The sequence below is a fragment of the Parafrankia sp. FMc2 genome (genome assembly GCF_041008525.1).
Classification (GTDB): Bacteria; Actinomycetota; Actinomycetes; order Frankiales; family Frankiaceae; genus Parafrankia.
On the sequence record NZ_JBFLUG010000010.1, the window covers coordinates 1 to 20,596 of the forward strand.

Consider the following 20,596-nt stretch of genomic DNA (forward strand, 5'->3'; position numbering starts at 1 on the left):
GGGAACAAGGACGACCGGTTCGACGCCTACGTCCTGGCCGACGTCGTGCGCACCGACCGCCGCCGGCTGCGCCCGCTCGTACGCGACAGCGCCGCCACCACCGCGCTGCGCCGCAGCGTCCGCGCCCACCGCAACCTCGTCGCCCACCGGATCGCGGTCGCCAACCAGCTCCGCGCTCACCTGCAGATCGTGTTCCCCGCCGCGGCCGGACTGTTCTCCGAGATCGACTCCGACGTCAGCCCGCGGTTCCTCGAACGATTCACCACCCAGGCCCAAGCCGGCTGGCTGTCGGTCAAGCGGCTGGCCGCCTGGCTGCACTCGGCCCGCTACAGCGGACGCACCCCACCGGAAACCCTCTACGCCCGCCTGACCGGCGCCCCCGACGGCGACACCGGCGACCACGACCCCGTCGACGCCGCCATCACTCTCGCCTACGTCGCAACCCTGCGAACCGTGAACACACAGATCGAGGCCCTGGCCGGCCGGATCGCAGAACAACTCGAACTCCACCCCGACGGCGCCGTCTTCACTTCCCTGCCCCGCGCCGGGAAAGTCCGCGCAGCCCGGCTGCTCGCCGAGATCGGCGACGCTCGCGGCCGGTTCCCCACCGCCGACTCGCTGGCCTGCCTCGCCGGGGTAGCACCCTCCACCCGCCAATCCGGCAAGGTCAAAGCCGTCACCTTCCGCTGGGGCGCGGACAAACAGCTGCGCGACGCCCTGTGCGACTTCGCCGGCGATTCCCGCCGCGCCAACCCCTGGGCGGCCGACCTCTACCAGCGCGCCCGAGCCCGCGGCCACGACCATCCCCACGCCGTGCGCGTCCTCGCTCGCGCCTGGGTCAACGTCATCTGGCGCTGCTGGCAGGACGGCGTCCCCTACGACCCCACCGCCCACGGCGCACTCCAGACAGTCCTCAAACAAGACCAAAGAACGGTCGCCGATCAAGCTCGGCAAGTGGCGGCTTGACACAGGGCAACTCATGCCTTCACCAGATCCTGCTCGTCGCCACCGGAACGCTGATCGGGCGCGGCAGGTGGCCCCTGCCCACCCGGGCCGGACCCCTCGGGCGCGGCCCCGGCCGACGCGCCGGCTGTGGAGCCGGCGTCGTCGGAGGTCGCGCCCTGGCCCGTCAGGGTCATGAACACGTCGTCGAGGGACGGCCGGTGCAGCCCGACGTCCACGATGGTCAGGCCGAGCTCGTCGAAGGAGCGCACCACCTCGGCGAGCACCGAGGCGCCGGCGACCGGCGCACTCACCCGCCAGTCCTCGGCGGAGACGGTGGCCGTGCCGCTGCCGAGCCGGGTGAGGACCTCCGCGGCCGCCGCCGTGTCGTCGCCCTCGGCGAGGACGATCTCCAGCCGGTCACCGCCGATCTGGCGCTTGAGGTCGTCGGTCGTTCCCTCGGCGATGACCCGGCCGCCGTCGATGACGGAGACCCGGTCGGCGAGGTGGTCGGCCTCCTCCAGGTACTGGGTGGTGAGGAGCACCGTGGTGCCCTCGCGGACGAGGTCGGCGATCACCCGCCACATCTCCTGGCGGCTGCGCGGGTCCAGCCCCGTGGTCGGCTCGTCGAGAAAGAGCACCGCCGGGGCCATGATCAGGCTCGCCGCGAGGTCGAGGCGCCGGCGCATACCGCCCGAGTAGGTCTTCGCCTGCCGGCCGGCGGCCTCGGTGAGAGCGAAGCGCTCCAACAGCTCGGCAGCCCTGGCCCGGGCGACCCGTGACGGCAGCCGGTAGAGCCGGCCGAACATCTCCAGGTTCTCCTGACCGGTCAGCCTCTCGTCGACCGCGGCGTACTGGCCGGTCAGGCCGATGCGCGGGCGCACCCTGTCCGGATGGCGCAGCACATCCACCCCCAGGACCTCCGCCCGCCCGCCGTCGGCCGCGAGCAGGGTCGACAGGATGCGGACCGCGGTCGTCTTGCCCGCGCCGTTGGGGCCGAGGACGCCGTGGACGCTGCCCGCGCGGACGCTCAGGTCGAGCCCGGCCAGTGCCGTGTGCCGGCCGTAGCTCTTGCGGAGGCCCTCGACGAGGATCGCTGTCTGATCGGTCACCCGCGCACAGTACGACAGCCCACAGACAGATCCCCAACGGTTTTCCACCGCCCGGCCGCCGCCCGCCCGCCACCCGGGCGGTGGGCGGCCACCGAGCCCGCTCAGGCCTGGCCGCAGGGCCTGCTCAGGCCGAGCTGCGGCGCCGCCGGCGGTGCGCCAGCTCGTCTCCCGGGTGGGCCGCGGGCGGCTGGCCGGGCCGCTCGCAGGGCAGCTCGGCGAGCTGGCCGCGCATGTCCTCCAGGGCCCGGCCGACCGCGATCGCGAAGACGCCCTGGCCGCCTCGGACCAGATCGATGACCTCGTCGTCCGAGGTGCACTCGTAGACCGTCGAGCCGTCACTGATCAGCGTCAGGTGCGCCAGGTCGGCCACCCCACGCGTACGCAGGTGCTCGACCGCGGCCCGGATGTTCTGCAGCGACACGCCGGCTTCGAGCAGCTTGCGGACGACCCGCAGGACCAGCACGTCACGGAAGGAGTAGAGCCGCTGGCTGCCGGACCCGCTGGCCCCCCGCACGCTCGGGACCACCAGGCCGGTACGGGCCCAGTAGTCGAGCTGGCGGTAGGTGATGCCGGCGGCGGCGCAGGCGGTCGGCCCCCGGTAGCCGACGTCGTCGCCCGGCGGCTGCGGGATCTCGTCTCCGAAGAGCTGACCCTGCTCGATCATGGTCGCCCGCTCGTCATCCTCCCAGTGCGGATCCTCATCGTCCGGCGCCACCCGCGCGGCTGCCCCCATCGAGGTGCCACTCTTCACCAGTCCCATCCTCCGGACAGTCCGGGAGCCTCACGGCCCGCCCGCCGACGACGCCACACACATCACCGTCGTCGCACCACCACCGCCACCCCATCACCACGGACGCGCCGCCGCAGCACTGCGACACGGCCGCGACCGCCCCCGCCGCGGTGGACAGCCCCTGCTCCCCGCCCGGCCCGGCGATGGTTCGCCCGACCGTAGGTGCGGGGCATCGCCCCTTCAATGATCCAAGGCAGCGTGTCCGTAGTCCAGCGGACATGCTGGTGTCAGCCGGTCGAGTCCGGTTTCACCCGGACGAATCGCCTCAGGTCGGACGGCGTGTCAGGCCCACAGCCACGCCCATGCCCCCGGGTCGGTCATGCCAGACCTGCCGACCCGGCCCCACGGGGCCGCCCACGTGGTGGGCGGGCCCGCTGCGCCGGAGCGCGTGGCACCGCCCCCGGTGCCAGGCCCCGGCACCAGGCCCCGGCGCGACGCGCCGGCCACCGGTCTCCGGATCACGAACCCGGCGTGTTGAAGTCCTCCGGCGAGATGGTGTCCAGGAACTCCCGGAACTTCTCCAGCTCGCTCTCCTGTTCCTGCTCCTGCTCCTCGGGGACGGTGATGCCGGCCTCGGCGAGCACCGCCTCCACGCCGTACACGGGCGCGCCCATGCGCATGGCCAGCGCGATCGCGTCCGAGGGACGGGCCGAGACCTCCACGCCGTTGCCGAACACCAGGGTCGCGAAGAAGACGCCGTCCTGCAGGTCGGTGATGGTGACCTGGGTCAGCTCCGTCTGCAGAGCCCGCAGCACGTCCCTCATCAGGTCGTGCGTCATCGGCCGGGCGGTCGTGATGCCCTCCTGAGCAAAGGCGATCGCCGTGGCCTCGACCGCCCCGATCCAGATCGGCAGGTACCGTTCCCCGCCCACCTCCTTGAGCAGGACGATCGGCTGCTTCGACGGAAGCTCGACACGCACGCCGACGATGTCCAGCCGATGCACCGATCTACCTCCTAGCGCAGGTGGGGCAGGGCGGAACGCTGTGACCGGAGCCAGAAAACCCCACGAGGAGACAGTATCCCCGCTACCGCCCCGCGTCAGCGTGCCCGTCGGTTCTCACTTTCCGTGGATGATCGCACCATTTGGGTAGTGACTACCCGTGCCCTACCCCGAGCGAACGGCGGCAAGCCGGGTACGCAGCAGCGCTGCGTGCATGCGCACCAGCAGCGTGGCGAGCTCGTCGACGGTCTCCGCGGCCCGGCCGTCGGACTCGCCGAGGCGCCCCGACCGCAGCGGGGCCACCGCCGCCTCGATGAGACCGGCCTCACGGTCGGCGGCGGCCCGTGCCGCCCGCAGGTGCCGGACCTGGACCCCGTGGGCCGCCAGCAGGGCCACGGTACGGGCCACCAGCAGCGCGTCGGCGTCGTAGTACCCGCCGCCCGCGATCGGCCCGACGAGCCCGTTGCTCTCCAGCTCCGCCAGCACGTCGTCGTCCAGCCCACTCGCGGCCAGCAGCTCCCGGCGGGACATCCGGATCCGCTCTGCCCCCAGCAGCGAGTCCAGGCCACGCCCCGCCGGCCGGTCCGGCACCGCCCGGGGACCCGTCCTCGGCAGTTGGGTCTCCCCCCGGTCCAGCGCGGCGAGCTCCTCCTTGATCACCCGCAGCGGGAGATAGCGCTCCCGCTGCGCGTGCAGGACGTGCCGCAGGCGCAGGACGTCATCCAGCGAGTACTTGCGGTAGTTGGCGCTCGTACGGGCCGGCTCGACGAGCCCTTCCGACTCGAGATACCGGATCTTCGACAGGGTGATGTCGGGATACTCGGCGCGCAGCCGGTCCAGCACCTCGCCGATGTTCAGCGTCTTCGCGGCGTCCCCCGCCCGCGCGGGCGTGCCCCGCCGGCCGACGGCCGACCGGGCGTCACCCGCGGAAGCGGACGGCCGCATCGACTCCGCCGCGGCGCCGCTGCCGCCGCTCACCGCCCCGTGGCCCCGTTCACCGTGCTCCGACCCCCCCATAGGTCGCACCCGTCAGGAAGACGAGGCGAAACTTTCCGATCTGGACCTCGTCCCCGCCGGTGAGCTCGGCCGAGTCGATCCGCTCGCGGTTCAGGTAGGTGCCGTTGAGGCTGCCGACATCGCGGACGGAGAAGCCCTTGGTGTACGGCGAGCGGTGGAACTCGGCATGCCGCCGCGAGACGGTCACGTCGTCAAGGAAGATGTCGCTCTCCGGATGGCGACCTACCGTGGTGAGATCAGCGTCCAGCAGGAACCGGCTACCCGCGTTCGGGCCGCGCTTGACCACCAGCAGCGCCGACCCGGGCGGCAGCGCGTCGACCGCGGCGACGGCGTCACGCTCGGTCGACTCGTCGACGTGGTCGCCCTCGATCCCGGAGAGCGCGGCGGCGAGATTCAGCGTGGAGGTCTGCTCCGCGGGGCGCTCCGGCGCCACGGGCTCGCCCGGACGCACCAGAGGCGACCCGCACCGCGCGCAGTACAGCGCGTCGGACGGGTTCTGCTGGCCGCACCTCGTGCAGAACACAGTCTCGTCCGCTTCCTGCCGGACGCCCGCAGGCGGGTGGCCGGCCGCTCGGTCCGCCGCCCTCACGGCAGCGGGAATGGTGCCCGACAGGGGCTGACCCGACGCATCCGGGACATCACCCCACGCAGACGACCGAACGCGGCAGCATCCGCGGCCGCGGCCGTCACGGCGCACTCCGAGGCTAGTGCATCAGGAGCACCGTCGTGAAAAGGGTGCGGCGGGCGATTGTTCGGCGTGGCGTCACCGGACGCACGCGGCGAGCATCCCCGCCTTGACATGGAGCGCCGAACGACATAACAGACAAACCCTCACGCCACCTCGAAGCACGGCAGCCATGCACACTGCACGTCACCAAAGAATGCCTCGATGACCACAGTCCGTACACGGATTGTCCGGCGCAGGGATTCTCGGGTGACAGACGCCCGACCGCCACCCCGCGCCCGGACGGGCACCGGAGCCCGCCCCGCGGCCTCCAGAAACGGCCAGACGTGGCCTCGGCGTGGCCCTCCCAGGCCCGGCCCGCCGAGGCCCGGCCGCCCGCGGAGGCCTCACACCCCCGGCCGGTCATCGCGGTGCGCTACTGCTCCTTGACATACTCGCCGTACTGGGTGGAATCCAGCAGCTCGTCGAGCACCGACGGTTCGGCGACGGTCACCTCGACCAGCCAGCCATCGCCGTACGGATCGGAGTTCACCAGCTCAGGCGCCGCGACAAGGGCCTCGTTGCGCGCCGCGACCGTGCCCGAGACGGGGGCGTAGATGTCGGAGACGCTCTTGGTCGACTCCACCTCGCCACACGGCTCGCCGGCCGCGACCGGCGCCCCGACCTCCGGCAGCGAGATGAAGACGATGTCACCGAGTGCCTCCTGGGCGTACGCGGTGATACCGACCCGCACCGTGGTCCCCTCGGCCCGGGCCCACTCGTGCTCGCGGGTGTACTTCAGGTCCTCGGGATACAGCGCAATCGCCTCCTGCGGTCGTGGTACTGCACCGGTACCGGACACCGGCGCCGGCCTGTCGCGGACGCGTCGGCCCGCCGACGGCCCGACGCCCCCGATTCGTCCGCACGGGGCTGTCGATCAGTCCGCGGGACGGGCGAAACGAGGGCTCGGTGCGGTGCGCAGGGCCCTGATCTCGATCCGCTCGGAGTTCGTGACCTCGGCCTGCGCGCCGTCCCGGGTAGCTACCGTATCGAGCACCCCGCCAGGAATCCTCATCGCCTGCGCGAGCGTATGCGCATCCCCGATGGCCCGCATGACATACGGCCCGGCGACCTGGCCGCCGTCGACGGTCATGCCGCCGCCCGGCGCGTCGACGATGTAGGTCGAGGCCACCACCCGCACGCCCGACAGCTCGATGGCCTCGGCCCCGGCGTCCCGCAGTTCCTGCAGCGCGTCGACGAGGATCCATGCCTCGACAGTGCCCCGCGGGTCGTTGATCGTCAGGGTGACCCCCGGACCGGTCGCCGGGCTGGTCCCGGCCAGCACGGCGAGTGCGTCGGCCTCCTGCCGGGCCCGGTCGATGTCGGCGTCGCCGCGCGCGCCGTCCGCGATCGCCGACTGGGTCGCACGCAGGCCGCCGGCCTCGTCCTGCAGGCGCTGCCCGTCGGCGGAGAGGTTCTCCAGCTCGGCGGCGAGCTCGTCCGGTCGCAGCCGGCCGAGACGGTCGGCCGGGTCGGCGGATCTGATCATCACGGCCAGGCCGAATCCCAGCCCCGCGAGCAGCAGGACGCTGACGATCCGCAACACCGGACGCGCCAGACCGCCGCCGCCCTGCGTCGTGTTGCCGACAGTCGCCTCCGCGACAGGCCCTGTTCCCTCCGCGGTTCCCTCCGCGCCAGCTGCTGCCGCCTCCGCGCCGTCACCGACGACGGCCTCGTGGTCGGCCGTCAAGGCTTCAGCAGCGATCGCCGGACCGCGCTCGCGTTGGTGAAGATCCTGATTCCGAGGACGACGAGCACCGCCGTCGACATCGCGCCACCGACCCCGAGGGCGTCGCCCATTGCGACCAGGGCGACCGCGAGGGCGACGTCCGACAGAAAGGACACCACGAAGACCCGGTCGGAGAAGACCCGCTCCAGCGCGGCTCGCAGCCCGCCGACCGCCGCGTCGACCGCGGCCATCACCGCCACCGGGAGGTACGGGTCGAGCCAGGCGGGCGGTCGCGGGGCGGCCAGCAGCCCGGCGACGACACCGACGACGAGTGCCAGCAGTCCGGTGATCGCGCCTTCACGGGTCATGATCCACTCCCTCGGGCGTATCGGAGGTCCGGTCCCGGCGCCGCCGGGACCGTGACCTCGTCGAGCCGCGCGACGGTGACCGCGTCCGGCGGGGCGCCCACCCGGGTGCGCAACCGGACCGTGACCGACGCGGAGGCCACTCGCCCCACGATCGTGCCAGGGGCACCGATCGCCTCGATCACGTAGGGGGCCTCGACCGGGATCAGGCCGACCAGGATCGCGTCGCCGGCGGCCCGGACCGCGCTCAGCGCGGTGAGCCGGACCCCGTTGACCGCGACCGCCTCGGCCCCTGTGCTCCACAGCAGGTTCACCATGTCGGCCAGGTCGTGGTCGGCGAGCCGGCTGTTCGGGCCCTGCGCGAGCGGGCGCGGGTTCCCCGCGTCGGATGCCGGGCCGGTCGGCGGGTCGACCAGCGTCACCCGGACCCCCGGACCCCGGGCCGGCGCCAGCCCGGCCGGAGCCGCGAGAGTGCCGATCTGCTCCGTCGCGGTAGCCCAGGCCTCATCCGCCAGGCGCCGTCGGGTGAGCATGTCGGCGGTGACGGAACGTTGCTCGCGCACCCCACCGGCAAGGTCGTCCCGCTGCTCCGACCGGATCTCGTAGGCGGCACCCAGCCGGTCCCGCAGTCGCTCCCGGGCTGGCGCCGACTGCGCCGCCGCCTGCAGGCTCACCGCGGTGAGCAGGCCCACGAGCAGCAGCACGAGAGGAAGAAGCAGGCGGCGCCGCACACTCCGGTGAGAGGCCGGCCCCCACGCGGCCGGCCGGTCAGCCGACCGGGCGGCCGACCGGGCGGCCGCACGCGCATAGGCGGGGTCGAGCGCCATCGCGGTCACCTGTCCGAGGGGCGAGGTCACCTGCCCGTGGGGCGAGGCCTCCTGCCTGTGGGTCACCAGCCGATCCTCGACCGGCGGCGCGGGGGACAGTGCCGGCGGGTGGGTCCGTGTCCGTACGTGCACACCTGGCATCTTGACGTCCTCTCCGGCCTGAAGGCCGGGCCTTCCCCCCGTGCCGCGCCGGTCGGGGCACGTTCCGCCCCGGACACGGGCGCGACATCCACACCTGTGTCCACGCCGCCCGTGTCCACGCCGCCCGCGTCCGCACCGCTGATATGCGGGCCACCCAGGTCCGGGCCCGCTTCAGGGCCGCGTCGCTCAGGGCCGACCGTTGGGCACGTCAGCCGGCAGCGCGGTCGCCACCGGTCAGGCCTGGCCGGTGGGGGCGTCCACCGGCAGCGCCGTGGCCACCACGGCGCTCCACCGACGGATGAGGGCCTCGGCGTCGTCCAGGTCTGCCGCCTCGGCCCACAGATGGGTGACGGCCTCGGACGGGTCGGGCAGCACGAGCACCCAGGAGCCGTCGAGGCTGACGATGCGTACCCCGTCCGTGGTGTCCACCCGCGCCCCGGAGCCGCTGTCGACCGATTCGACGACGCGCCGCATGACCATGCCCTTCTCGGCCCAGGGCGTCGGTACCGAGGTGCGGACCATGGCGACCGGCGGAATCCGGGAGTCGATCGCGCTCAGGGTGAGGCGGGTGCGTGCGACCAGCGCGACCAGTCGGACGAACACGGCCAGCCCGTCGATCACCGGGGCGAACTCGGGGACGACGAAGCCGCCGCGCCCGTCCGCGGCGAACACCACCCGCTCGCTCTCCACAATCTTGGACAGTCCCGCGCCGGACATCGGGATCCGCCGCAGGGTCAGCCCGTGGAAACGGCTGACCTGGTCGGCCACCTGGGTGGTGGCGACCGGGACGGCGACGGTCGATCCGCGGTTCTCCGCGGCCACGAGGTCGAGCATGACCAGCAGCGCCCGCTCGTCGCTGATGAGGTCGCCGCGCTCGTCGACGATGGTGATCCGCTCTCCGATGTGGTCGAAGCGCACCCCGAAGGCGGCCCGCGAGCTGGCCACCAGCGCGCCCAGCCGGTCCAGGGCCCGGCGTTCCTGGGCGGCACCGGGTTCCGGGTAGGTCTCGTCCAGGCGGCCGTTGACGGTCAGCACGTCCACCCCGAGCCGGCCGAGCAGGGTGGGCAGCAGCAGCGACGCCGCTCCCCCGGACGGGTCGACGACCACCTTGAGGTCGGCCTCGGCCAGGCCGCTGGTGTCGACGCGGTCGAGCAGATCCTGGGTGTAGACGTCGGCGGTGCGGGCGGGGAAGCGCAGGTCGCCGATCTCGCCGGGGAACGCGCGGCGGAACTCCTGGCGGGTGAAGACCCGGTCGAGCTTGCGCTGCGCGGCCGGGGAGAGATCGTGGCCGTCCGCGTCGAGGAAGACGATGTCGATGCGCTCCGCGTCGCCGGGCTTGGAGCGCAGCATGATGCCGCCGGCGGCATCCGAGGTCCGCACGTCGAAGCGCGCCACCGGCAGCGGGGCGACCTCCAGGTCCCGCACGTTGATCGCGCCCGCGGTGAGCGCGCTGATCACCGCCCGCTTGAGAGCGCGGGCGGCACGCGAGCCGTCGCGGGCCGTGGTGACCGTGGTGCCCTTCTTCAGGGTGGTGGCGTAGGCGCTGGCCAGGCGCACCACCAGCTCCGGGGTGATCTCGGCGTTGACCAGGCCGGAGACCCCGCGTGGCCCGAACAACGAGCGCTGCCCGCGCGACTCCCAGATCACGCTGGTGTTGACGACGGCCCCGGCCTCGATCGTCTTGAAGGGGTAGACCTTCACATCGTGGGAGACGAACGCCTCCTCCTGGATGACGCACTCGTCCCCGATGACCGCGCCCTCCTCGATCCGCGCGGCACGCAGCACGTCGGTGCTCTTGCCGATCACACAGCCGCGCAGGTTCGCCCGTGGGCCGATCAGCGCGTTGTCCTGGACAACCGCGCGGTGCAGGAACGCCCCCCGCTTCACGACGACGTTGCTGCCGAGCACGGTGAACTCCCGCAGCTCGGCGCCGGCCTCGACCTTGCTGTAGTCCCCGACGACCAGCGGCCCCTTGAGGATGGCGTCGGGATGGACGTCCGCGTCCTCGCCGATCCACACGCCCGGGGACACCTCGAACCCGCCGATCTCGACGTCCACCTGCCGGTTCAGGACGTCCGCCTGCGCCCGCTGGAAGCTGGTGATGGTGCCGACGTCCTCCCAGTAGCCGCCGGCGACGTAGCCGTAGACCGGGGCACCGGCGGCCACCAGGCGGGGAAAGACGTCGCCGGACCAGTCCACGGCCTCCCCGGCCGGGACGTGCTCGAGCACCTCGGGTTCCATCACGTAGATGCCGGTGTTCACCGTGTCGGAGAACACCTGCCCCCAGGTCGGCTTCTCCAGGAAGCGGGAGATCCGCCCATCCTCGCCGGCGATGACGATGCCGAACTCCAGCGGGTTGGGCACCGACCGCAGCGCGACGGTGACCAGCGCCCCGCGGGCCCGGTGGTAGGCGACGAGCGCGGTGAGGTCGATGTCGGTCAGCGCGTCCCCACTGATCACCAGGAACCGCTCGTGGCGCAGCGCGTCCTCCGCGTTCTTCACGCTGCCCGCGGTACCCAGCGGGGTGGTCTCCGTGGCGTACGACAGGTGCATGCCCAGCTCGTCGCCCGACCCGAAGTAGTTCCGGATCATGGCGGCGAGGAACTGGACCGTCACCACGGTCTCGTCGAACCCGTGCCGCTTGAGCAGCCGCAGGACATGTTCCATGATCGGGCGGTTGACGACGGGCAGCAGCGGCTTCGGCAGGTTCGCGGTCAGCGGCCGCAGCCGGGTGCCCTCGCCGCCCGCCATGACGACGGCTCTCAAGGCTTACCTCCCGATCTTCCCGGGCACCGGTCCGGCGGCCGGCTCGGTCGATCCGGATGGTCCGGCCGATCCGGATGGTCCGGCCGATCCGGATGGTCCGGAGGCGGGTGGCCGGGCGCGCTGTTCCACGGCCAGCCGGCGGGCCTGTTCGAAGTACAGGAGACCGGACCACCAGTACAGGGCGGTACCCCAGATGGCGAACGCCCACCCGACGGGACGGGCCGCCGTCGCCAGCCAGGAGTCGCCGGCGGACAGCAGCAGCAGTGGGAAGGCGTACAGCAGGTTGAAGGTGGCCGCCTTGCCGAGATAGTGCACGGGCAGCGTCGTGCCGACGTGGAGGCGGCGCAGGATCGGCACCAGCCCCAGCAGGACGGCGTCCCGGGCGACGAGCACCAGCGCGAACCACAGCGGGACGATGTCACGCAGAGTAAGCGCAATGATCGTCGCGAGGATGTAAAGCCGGTCCGCCAGCGGGTCGAGCATCACCCCGAGGCGGCTGGTCTGGTTCAGGACCCGGGCGAGCTTGCCGTCCAGATAGTCGCTGACCCCGGCGAACGCGAGCACCCCGAGTGCGGCGCCGTCCGCCTCCGGCCCGAGGGCCAGCCACAGGAACAGCGGGACACCCAGCAGGCGCAGGCCGGACAGCAGGTTCGGAATGGTCCAGATCCGGTCGGAGGCCTGCGTAGCCGCCGTCACGCCGAGTGCCTCCTCCCCGACCCGGCCACGCGCGAACAGCCGTGACAGCCGCTGGCGCCGGCAGGCGCCCACAGGGCTGACAGTCCCCAGCGGCTCGCGCGCCGACCTGGCGGACGCGGGTCGTCCCCCAGACGCTAGCGGATAAGCGCAGGCAGGGTCATCGTGGCCGGGCGCGCCGGGCAGGACGGGCACCGCCAGGGCGGCGGCAGCGGGCCGCCGCCGGTCACATGATGCGGCCGACCTTGTAGGTGGAGCTGTAGATGGGACGCAGCGAGACGACACCGCCGGTCTGCGGCGCGGCCCACATATAGCCGTTCCCGGCGTAGATGCCCACGTGGTAGATGTTGCCCTCGGTGCCGTAGAAGATCAGGTCGCCGGGCCGCTTCCCGGACTGCGGGACGTGCGTCGACACGTTGTACTGCCCCTGCGCCGTACGCGGCAGCGAGCGCCCGAGCTGCTTGAAGACGTACTGCACCAGGCCCGAGCAGTCGAACGAGTAGGGCCCCTCCGCACCCCACACGTACGGCTTGCCCTTCTGCAGCGAGGCCAGGTAGACGGCCTTCTCCCCGATGGAGCTGCCCGGGATCACCGAGGGGATCGCCTGGCTGATCGCCGGGCGCGGCGCCACCGGCGCCTTGATGGTGATCGTCGCGGAGCCGGCCACCGAGGGCCGCAGGGCGCTCGTGCCGTCGAACACCGCGGTGATCGTAGTGGTGCTCAGCAGGCGCGCGGTGACCTGGGCCTGGCCGGCCGCGTCGGTGGTCAGCGCGGTGGACGTCTGCCACTTCGGCCCGTTCACCACGACGATGCGGACCTGCTGGTTACCCAGCGGGGCACCGCTGGCCTCCTGGGCCCGCACGGTGAGCACGACCGGCGCGTTCGGCGCGACGGTGGAGTTGTCCGCGGACAGCGCCACTCGGGTGAAGATCGGGTCAGGGGCGGCGATGGCACCCGCGAGCGGCGCTGCCACGGCCGCCGCCGTCGCCTCCGGCGAGTCGGCGGCGCCGCCGCCCTGACCGGGGAGCACGGAGGCTGTCTGGGTCGCGCCCGGCTCCAGGGACGCCGGGGCTTCCGGAGTGGAGGGCACTGTCGCAGCGAACGCGGCGGTGGAGGCGGCGAGCGTTCCGGTAGTGAACGCGGCGATCGTCGCGGCCCGCCGCGGCGGGTGGGAGGCACCCCGCCGGGAGCTGGTGCCGGATCGGACGTTCGAGGAGCGCGACCGCCCCTTGACGAACTGGTCCCAGTCCTCGGGCAGCCAGGCAATTCCGCGACGGGGCAACGCGTGTCCTTCTCTCTCCGGCGCCTGCAACACGCGCTGCCGGATACAGCAGCGCGCCGTCCCGCCGGCCCGGGGCTGGCCGGTGGAACCGGGTCCGTCATCCAGCCGACCGGGAGGCGACCACCCGCCCACCGGGACCGCTGACGGCCCTTGTCCCGCCCCACCTGCTCGGAGGGGAAGTCGAGCCGGGGACGGGACACGGCGCATCGGCTCGACGCTTTACATACATCGGACAGTGCTCGGCACTCTCGAATAGTTCTGCACACAGGTGCCGAAGCTGAAGATAGTGGACTTCGGCACATGCCCGACAATCACCCCCCTCACAACAATCACCCACCCTGCGATGTGATCACTATGCGGAAATGCCCGCTTACTTTCCGTCGGATCAAACCCGCACGCACACGGCCGCCGGCGATCGCCCATGTACCCCGGGCGGCAGCACCGACGCCTGCCTGGTATAGGAATTCAGCCTGCCCGGGGGCCGCCGGCATCGCGCCGGTCCAAGCCGCCGAGGCTGCCCACGGCGATCATCGAGCAGTCCGGTGCAGCGCCGGACGGTGGCGCCGGAACACCGGCGCGCCGCAGCCCGGCAATGCGCCCGAAACAGAATGCGCGGGCAACGCACACATCCCGCACCAACCTTGGTGGAGTGTCACCCGTGCCGCACAGGGGCACCCCGGAGCATCCGGGGTGCAGCCGGGATGGACCAGCGAACGGGTGGATCCCCGGCCCGACCGGCCCAGGGCACTCCGGATGTCCGGGCGGTCGACGGGCAGCACACCTGAGCTGGCCAGCCACGATCCGGCTACGAAGAACTCCGGCAGCAGGGACCGCGGTCTCGACGCGGTGGCACACCACCGCAGGCCCGACAACGCGGGAACGCGACGGCCGTGAACGGTGCTGCGGAAAAAGCAAAAGCCCCCACTGCCACGAACGGCAGAGAGGGCTTTCCTCCTGTCGGGACGACAGGATTTGAACCTGCGACCCCCAGACCCCCAGTCTGGTGCGCTACCAAGCTGCGCCACGTCCCGTACTACCCAACATTACCCTACCGGAGATCCGGCATCCCGCCGGGGCGGGGCCGCCTCCCGGTGTGACACCGGGTGCGGTGCACCCCGCCGCGCCTGCCCGCGCCTGGCCGAACCAGACCCACGGAGAAGCACTGCCGGGACGCCGACTTTACCGCACCGCTGATCGTCGGCGGCCGGCGGGGCCCCGGACCCGGCGCCCACACCGGGACGCCAGGTCCGGGGACGGCATTCCAGATCCGGCGCACCAGGAGGCACGCGAGACCGGCCGGTGTGGTTCCCACACCGGCCGACCCACGTGCTCTTCCCTGGGGGAGAACCGATCAGATGGATCCGTGACCGCGGCGACGCATCCCCGCGCCGATCAGGAGGGCACCGAGGCCGGCCCCGGCGATCGGCAGCAGCGGGGAGTTGTCCCCCGCGAGGCCGCCGCCACCAGTACCGACACCGCCGGCCGGAGCACCGCCACCGACGCCGACGCCGACAGCGCCACCGGCGATGATGCCGCCACCGACCGCGCAGTCCCTGTCCTTGTCCTTGTCGTCGAACCAGTCGCCGTCCTTGTCCTTGTCGGCGAACCAGTCGTCGTCCTTGCCCTCGTCGACCTTGTCGCCGTCGACCCTGTCCTTGTCGTCGACGGCGGCCCGGGCGACCCTGTCGTCCTTGATCTCGCCGTCCCTGTCGGCCTTGTCGTCGCCGAACCGCTCCTCGGACTTCCTGTCGTCACACCCACCCTTGTCATCGAAGAGGTCGGCGTGCGCGGCCGTCATACCCGGCCCGAAGGTGAGGATGACGGAGGCCGCGCTCGACATGGCGAGAAGCGCGGCGCTCCGTCCCATTCCCTTCTTCATCTGGTCCCCTCTCTCACACATGGTTATGGCTTGGTCACTGCGAGTGACACCATAACGAGGAGTCGTCCGGATGGGACGCAGCGAGACGGCGTGGTGCGACAGCTCCGAGCAGACAGCGACCGAGCGGCGGACACTGTGGTCTTCCATTGCGGGACATGGCCCGAGCCGCGCCCGGTGAGCCCATCGCCCACCCTCGGCCGATGTGGCCAGCCGCACTCCCACACTCCCGCGCGCCGCCGCGAGCGATGACGCCTCGCATCCCAGCGTGCCGATAACCTCACGTTGCGTAGTTCCTGGATGTCGTGCCGGGAGCCGCCCGGAGGACGGAGAGCGCCGTGAGACGTGGAACGGCAGGACCGCAGCCGGCACGGATGACGTTCTCCCGTCTCCTGCTGGTCGCAGGCGTGGTGCTGATCGCCGGAAGCGGGTTCCGCCTCGCGGACGTCGGCTCCGACCGGCCATCCGACACCGAGCGGGTCGCCATCAGCGACCTGGGCACCGCTGCGGGCAAAGCGGGAGCTCCGGCCGTGCCCGGCGGTTCCGGTGCGACCCCCGTGCCGACACTGCCGCCCGTCGTGGTGACCGACCCGACGCGGCTACGGATCCCGGTCATCGGGCTGGATGCGCCGATCATCCGGCTCGGCCTGAACGCCGACGGGACCCTGGATGTCCCGAAGAAGTGGCAGGACGTCGGCTGGTACGACAAGGGCCCGGCGCCGGGAGCTCTCGGCCCGTCCGTCCTCGTCGGCCACTACGACTCGACCAGCGGGCCGGCCGCGTTCTACCGCCTCCGTGCGCTCCGGCCCGGCGACCAGATCGAGGTCGCGTCCCCGACAGGCCTCACCACGACCTTCACCGTCGACCGGACGGAGGACGTGACCAAGACGGAGTTCCCCACCGAACGGGTGTACGGGCCGGTGAACCGGCCCGAACTCCGCCTGATCACCTGTTCCGGCGCGTTCGACGACAACACCAACCACTACCTGAGCAATCTGATCGTCTACGCACACGCCAACAACCCGCCCGCTCCCGCGGCCGCAGGGGTGCCCGGTGCACCCGGTGCACCCGGTGCACCCGGGACGGCCGGGACACCTTCGGTGCCGACCGGCACCGTCTCGCCTGCCGTGCCCGGCGCCACCACCCCGGTCCCGGCGGTACCCGGGCCGGCCGCAGCGACGCCGTCAGCACCTCCACCGGCCCAGCCGGCACAGGGGGCCCAGGGGGGTCCGGGGGCGCCCGCGGCTTCCGCTGCGGCCCCGCCCGCCCGGGCCGTGCCGCCGGTCCCGCCCCCGGCCTGACGCCTCGCTCGGGAGACGTTCCGGCGGTTCTGTGATGTCTGCCCGGCCGGCTCAGACGTGGTCGAACGGCTCCGGGTAGACGAACACGCCGCTGATCGATGCCTGCCAGGTGGCGAGAGTCCGGATCTGGAAGTGCCGGCCCCACTCGGGCACCGGCGCGGCGATGCCGTGCTCGGCGCCAGGGCGGAACCCGAAGCGCTCGTAGTAGGCCGGGTCACCGAGGAGGCCGACGAGCGGCTCACCGAGGGCGTCAGCCGCGCCGAGCACCGCGTGCATGAGCGCCTGGCCGACGCCCCGCCGCTGGTGCGACGGTCGGACACCGACTGGCGCGAGTGCCAGCGCGGGCGTCCCGCCCGCCCGGCCACGGGTGCACAGAACGTGGCCGACGACCTCACCGGTGGCGCTCTCGGCGACGAGTGAGAGTGCGGGCAGCCAGGCTCCGCTCAGGCGCAGCTCGTCCAGCAGAGTGACCTCGGCGGGCACCGCCGCCGGGCGGCCCACCTCACCGAACGCCTCGGCTGCCACCTCGCGGACAGCCTGGACATCCCGCGGTTCCTCGCGCCGGACGAGCATCGGGCGACTCCTTCTGTCTCCGCGGCGGGAGATCAGCGGTGGCGGTCGGGGCGCTCCCGCACGCGGATCGAGATCTCGATCGGGGTGCCGGCGAAGCCGAAGTCCTCCCGCAGCTTCCGCTCCAGGAAACGCCGGTAGGCCGGCTCCAGGAAACCGGTGGTGAACACGACGAACCGCGGCGGGCGCACCCCGGCCTGGGTGGCGAACAGGACCCGGGGGATCTTCCCGCTCCGCGACGGCGGCGGCGTGGCGCCGACGATCTCGCCGAGCCAGGAGTTGAGCCGCCCGGTCGGGATTCGGGTGCCCCAGGATTCGAGCGAGGTACGCAGCGCCGGGGCGAGGCGGTCGGTGGCACGCCCGGTGCGGGCGGAGATGTTCACCCGCGGGGCCCAGGCGACGCGGCCCAGATCCCGGACGATCTCCTGCTCGAGGTCGAGGCGGCGCTCGGTGTCGAGCAGGTCCCACTTGTTGAACGCCAGCACGAGCGCGCGACCGGCCTCGGTGACCATGCTGATGATCCGCTGGTCCTGCTCGGTGACCGGCTCGTCCGCGTCGAGCAGCACGATGGCCACCTCCGCCGCCTCCAGCGCCGCGGCGGTGCGCAGGGAGGAGTAGTACTCCGCGCCGGAGGCCTCCTTCACCCGCCGCCGCAGACCGGCGGTGTCGATGAACATCCAGGTCTCGCCGCCGACGGTGACGAGCTCGTCGACCGGGTCGCGGGTCGTGCCGGCGACGTCGTCCACCAGCGAGCGCTCCGAGCCGACCAGTTTGTTCAGCAGACTGGACTTGCCCACGTTCGGCCGGCCGATCAGCGCCACCCGCCGCGGCCCGTCCTCCTCGGTGAACTGTTCCCGGGGCGCCTCGGGCAGCACCGCGAGGACAGCGTCGAGCAGGTCACCGCTGCCGCGGCCATGCAGCGCGGAGACGGGATACGGCTCCCCCAGGCCGAGGCTCCACAGCGCGGCCGCGTCGGCCTCGGCGCGGGCGTCGTCGACCTTGTTCGCGGCGAGGACGACCGGTCGGCCCGACCGGTGCAGGACCCGGGCGACGGCCTCGTCCGCGTCGGTGGCCCCGACGGTGGCGTCGATGACGAACAGCACCCCGTCGGCCGTGTCGATCGCGGCCCGGGCCTGTTCGGCGACCCGCCCGGCCAGGCCGCGGGCGTCCGGCTCCCAGCCGCCGGTGTCGACGACGGTGAACCGCCGCCCGTTCCAGACCGCGTCGTAGGCGACCCTGTCCCGGGTGACGCCTGGAACGTCCTCGATGATGGCCGCGCGGCGCCCGAGAATACGGTTGACCAGCGTCGACTTGCCGACGTTGGGCCTGCCGACGACCGCGAGGACGGGCTGGCCGCCGGTCGACGACCCGCCCGGAAGCCCGGGCTCGCCCTGCGTGGGCAGGCCGGCCCCGCCCACGGCGTCATCGTGCACGGCGGCGGCGAGGTCTTCGATGTTCATGATCTGCTGTACTCCGCGTGAGCTGGACATCTCGGTGGGGGACGACGAGCTGTCCTTCCGCGGGCGGCGGGCCTAGTACTCCCGTGAAGGTAGTACTCCAGTGACGGTAATGGCGCACCCGGAACAAACAGCGATCCGGTAGAACTTACTCCGCGCCGGGCGATTCCAGAGCGGCGCCGGCACGCGCTGTTGCCAGATGGTCGGCGAGGCGTACCCGGATGTCCTCCGCGACGGCGGCCAGCGCCCGCCGGGAACGGGGGTTCGCCGGCACCTCCACCTCGAACGGCTCACCGAAGACCACCCGGACCTTCACCGAGCGGCGCGGCCAGCGCGCCCCCCGCGGCAGCGCCGCGCCGGTGTTGATGCAGGCCACCGGCAGCACCCGGCACCGGCCGTGCACAGCGAGGTAGGCGATGCCGTGCTGGACAGCGGCCATCTCACCGCTGCCCCGGGTGCCCTCGGGAAACACCCCGATGGTCCCGCCGCGGCTCAGTTCGTCCAGCGCGGTGTGCAGGGCGGCCCGGTCCGGGCGCCCGCGGTCGACCGGGATCTGGCCGACGAACATCAGCAGCCGGCCCACGATGCCCTTGTACATCTCGGACTTCACCAGGCACCGCACGGTGCGCGGCGCCTCGATGACGACCAGCGGGCCGTCCATCCAGCTGCTGTGGTTGCCCGCGAAGATCAGCGGCTCGTCCCGCGGGACCTTCTCCCAGCCCTCGTGGGTGACGCTCATCACCAGGTGGTTGAGCACCTGGCGCACCGGTGGCTTGAGCACCCGGTGGGTGATGTCGTTGAACGGCTTCGACTCGGCGCCGCGGTGCGCGGGCCCCGTCTGCGCCTGCCGCGACACGGGACGCCCGGCCGGGCGGGACGCGGCGAGCTCGGAGACCTCGGAGACCTCGGCCGGCCGTACCCGCGCCACCGATGCCTCCGCCGCCCCCTCCGGCACGCCGGGCTTCGCGAGACCGGTCTGCGCCTGATCGGGTTCCGCCGCCCCGGTCTCCGGGATCGCGGCGCCAACCGGCGTGGCCGGCGCGGGCGCGGCTGCGGGTGCCGGCGGCACCTGCGGCGCGGCTGCGGGGCCCGGCGGCACCGCCGCGGGCGCGGAGTCGAGGGGGTGGTCGGCGGTCGTCATGGGGTCGTGGCGAGCAGGTGCTGGCTCTGGCGCAGGACCTCGTCCACCACCTCGGGGACGGAGAGCGCACTGGAATCCAGCACGATGGCACCGTCCGGAACGGACAGCGGATCAGCTGTCCGCGTGCTGTCGAGCGCATCGCGGCGGTCCAGCTCGGCGAGGGTGCGGGCGACGTCGTCGACGCCCTTCTCCCCCAGCTGCCGGGACCGGCGCAGGGCCCGCACCTCGGTTGACGCGGTGAGGAAGACCTTGACGGGGGCGTCCGGCGCGACGACCGAACCGATGTCGCGACCCTCGACCACGATGCCGCCGGCGGCGAGCGACTCGGCGATGATCTCCCGCTGCTGGGCGACCAGCCGGGAGCGGACCGCGGACACCGCGGCGACCGCGCTCACCGCGTTGGTGACGGCCCGGGTGCGGATCTGCTCGTCGACGTTGACCCCGTCGACCGCGATCGACGGCCGGTCGGGGTCGGTGCCGACGGTGAGCACCGTGCGCTCGGCGACCTCGGCCACCGCCGACGGGTCCTCGATGTCGATGCGCCGCTCCAGGGCGACCTGGGTGACCGCCCGGTACATGGCGCCCGTGTCCAGGTAGCGCAGGCCCAGCCGGCGCGCGATCTCCCGGGAGACGGTGCTCTTGCCGGAGCCGCCCGGGCCGTCGACCGCCACCACCAGGCCGGTCGGGGTGAACGGGGCGGTGCCGGTCCCGGCGGGGGCCGGGACGGGAACCGAGGAGGGCTGTACGGCGCTCTGCTCCGCGCCCCTCTGCTGCTCCGTCCTGAGTACCTCGTCGTGGCTGCCGGTGGCCGTAACCCCCGGCGAAGCGGACCCGTCGTCGGGGCTCACCCGTCTCCTCCGTCCGGACGCGCGTCTGTCGACTCGCTGTTTCCTGTCCTCACCGGGCCGGCGGCGCCCGACCTGCACGCCGACGGCCCGGATCACAGGCCGTTGGTCCCTGCGGCACCTGCCAGGTGGCCGAC

General features: G+C 72.7%; 19 protein-coding genes and 1 tRNA gene. 2 read left to right on the top strand and 18 right to left on the bottom strand.

The genetic code is table 11. The annotated features are described in order from the left end of the window. The coding region (locus tag AB1460_RS05785) for a transposase (RefSeq protein WP_368959572.1) at positions 1-966 on the top strand (966 nt) is incomplete at its 5' end. A gap of 11 nt (positions 967-977) precedes the next feature. On the opposite strand, the gene AB1460_RS05790 is transcribed toward AB1460_RS05785, so the two are convergent. From AB1460_RS05790 to AB1460_RS05855, 14 genes are all read right to left on the bottom strand, one after another. Further along, positions 978-2,054, bottom strand: coding sequence for an ATP-binding cassette domain-containing protein (locus tag AB1460_RS05790; protein WP_368959573.1), 1,077 nt, complete (start codon positions 2,052-2,054; stop codon positions 978-980). 124 nt (positions 2,055-2,178) lie between these two features. Beyond that, positions 2,179-2,805: a MerR family transcriptional regulator gene (locus AB1460_RS05795; RefSeq protein ID WP_018635128.1), complete on the bottom strand. Its 627-nt coding sequence runs from the start codon at positions 2,803-2,805 to the stop codon at positions 2,179-2,181. Positions 2,806-3,302: 497 nt separating this feature from the next. Further along, positions 3,303-3,788, bottom strand: a complete 486-nt coding sequence (locus AB1460_RS05800; protein ID WP_006540374.1) for a bifunctional nuclease family protein — start codon at positions 3,786-3,788, stop codon at positions 3,303-3,305. 162 nt (positions 3,789-3,950) lie between these two features. Next, a complete protein-coding gene (locus AB1460_RS05805; RefSeq protein WP_420497204.1) occupies positions 3,951-4,802 on the bottom strand; it encodes a MerR family transcriptional regulator in 852 nt (283 codons plus the stop codon). Further along, positions 4,780-5,325, bottom strand: coding sequence for an FHA domain-containing protein (locus AB1460_RS05810; protein WP_018635126.1), 546 nt, complete (start codon positions 5,323-5,325; stop codon positions 4,780-4,782). Before AB1460_RS05810 ends, AB1460_RS05805 begins: the two co-directional genes overlap by 23 nt. A 577-nt stretch (positions 5,326-5,902) precedes the next feature. Further along, positions 5,903-6,283, bottom strand: a complete 381-nt coding sequence (gene gcvH / locus AB1460_RS05815; RefSeq protein ID WP_368959673.1) for a glycine cleavage system protein GcvH — start codon at positions 6,281-6,283, stop codon at positions 5,903-5,905. A gap of 120 nt (positions 6,284-6,403) precedes the next feature. Beyond that, positions 6,404-7,216 carry a DUF881 domain-containing protein gene (locus AB1460_RS05820; protein ID WP_368959574.1) on the bottom strand — a complete coding sequence of 271 codons (813 nt, stop codon included), beginning with the start codon at positions 7,214-7,216 and terminating at the stop codon, positions 6,404-6,406. After that, complete coding sequence (locus AB1460_RS05825; RefSeq protein ID WP_368959575.1) at positions 7,213-7,563, bottom strand: small basic family protein; 351 nt, start codon at positions 7,561-7,563, stop codon at positions 7,213-7,215. The genes AB1460_RS05820 and AB1460_RS05825 overlap by 4 nt, the downstream gene beginning before the upstream one ends. Next, entirely contained in the window at positions 7,560-8,453 is an 894-nt protein-coding gene (locus AB1460_RS05830; RefSeq protein WP_368959576.1) for a DUF881 domain-containing protein, read from the bottom strand. Before AB1460_RS05830 ends, AB1460_RS05825 begins: the two co-directional genes overlap by 4 nt. 309 nt (positions 8,454-8,762) lie before the next feature. After that, entirely contained in the window at positions 8,763-11,279 is a 2,517-nt protein-coding gene (locus tag AB1460_RS05835) for a sugar phosphate nucleotidyltransferase (protein WP_368959674.1), read from the bottom strand. Positions 11,280-11,297: 18 nt separating this feature from the next. Beyond that, positions 11,298-11,990: a CDP-alcohol phosphatidyltransferase family protein gene (locus AB1460_RS05840; RefSeq protein ID WP_368959577.1), complete on the bottom strand. Its 693-nt coding sequence runs from the start codon at positions 11,988-11,990 to the stop codon at positions 11,298-11,300. 223 nt (positions 11,991-12,213) lie between these two features. Then, complete coding sequence (locus tag AB1460_RS05845) at positions 12,214-13,269, bottom strand: C40 family peptidase (RefSeq protein WP_368959578.1); 1,056 nt, start codon at positions 13,267-13,269, stop codon at positions 12,214-12,216. A 957-nt stretch (positions 13,270-14,226) separates the two neighbouring features. Then, a tRNA-Pro gene (locus AB1460_RS05850) sits at positions 14,227-14,300 on the bottom strand. Positions 14,301-14,620: 320 nt separating this feature from the next. Continuing rightward, positions 14,621-15,148 carry a hypothetical protein gene (locus AB1460_RS05855; RefSeq protein ID WP_368959579.1) on the bottom strand — a complete coding sequence of 176 codons (528 nt, stop codon included), beginning with the start codon at positions 15,146-15,148 and terminating at the stop codon, positions 14,621-14,623. Positions 15,149-15,483: 335 nt separating this feature from the next. Between AB1460_RS05855 and AB1460_RS05860 the strand changes: the two genes are divergently transcribed. Beyond that, complete coding sequence (locus AB1460_RS05860; protein ID WP_368959580.1) at positions 15,484-16,446, top strand: class F sortase; 963 nt, start codon at positions 15,484-15,486, stop codon at positions 16,444-16,446. 51 nt (positions 16,447-16,497) lie between these two features. On the opposite strand, the gene AB1460_RS05865 is transcribed toward AB1460_RS05860, so the two are convergent. From AB1460_RS05865 to cmk, 4 genes are all read right to left on the bottom strand, one after another. Beyond that, complete coding sequence (locus AB1460_RS05865) at positions 16,498-17,019, bottom strand: GNAT family N-acetyltransferase (protein ID WP_368959581.1); 522 nt, start codon at positions 17,017-17,019, stop codon at positions 16,498-16,500. 32 nt (positions 17,020-17,051) lie between these two features. Next, positions 17,052-18,476 carry a ribosome biogenesis GTPase Der gene (gene der, locus AB1460_RS05870; RefSeq protein WP_368959582.1) on the bottom strand — a complete coding sequence of 475 codons (1,425 nt, stop codon included), beginning with the start codon at positions 18,474-18,476 and terminating at the stop codon, positions 17,052-17,054. A gap of 145 nt (positions 18,477-18,621) precedes the next feature. Next, positions 18,622-19,614 (bottom strand): lysophospholipid acyltransferase family protein, encoded by a 993-nt coding sequence (locus AB1460_RS05875; RefSeq protein WP_368959583.1) that lies wholly within the window; start codon positions 19,612-19,614, stop codon positions 18,622-18,624. Continuing rightward, positions 19,611-20,462 carry a (d)CMP kinase gene (gene cmk, locus AB1460_RS05880; RefSeq protein ID WP_368959584.1) on the bottom strand — a complete coding sequence of 284 codons (852 nt, stop codon included), beginning with the start codon at positions 20,460-20,462 and terminating at the stop codon, positions 19,611-19,613. The genes AB1460_RS05875 and cmk overlap by 4 nt, the downstream gene beginning before the upstream one ends. Positions 20,463-20,596: the final 134 nt, after the last annotated feature.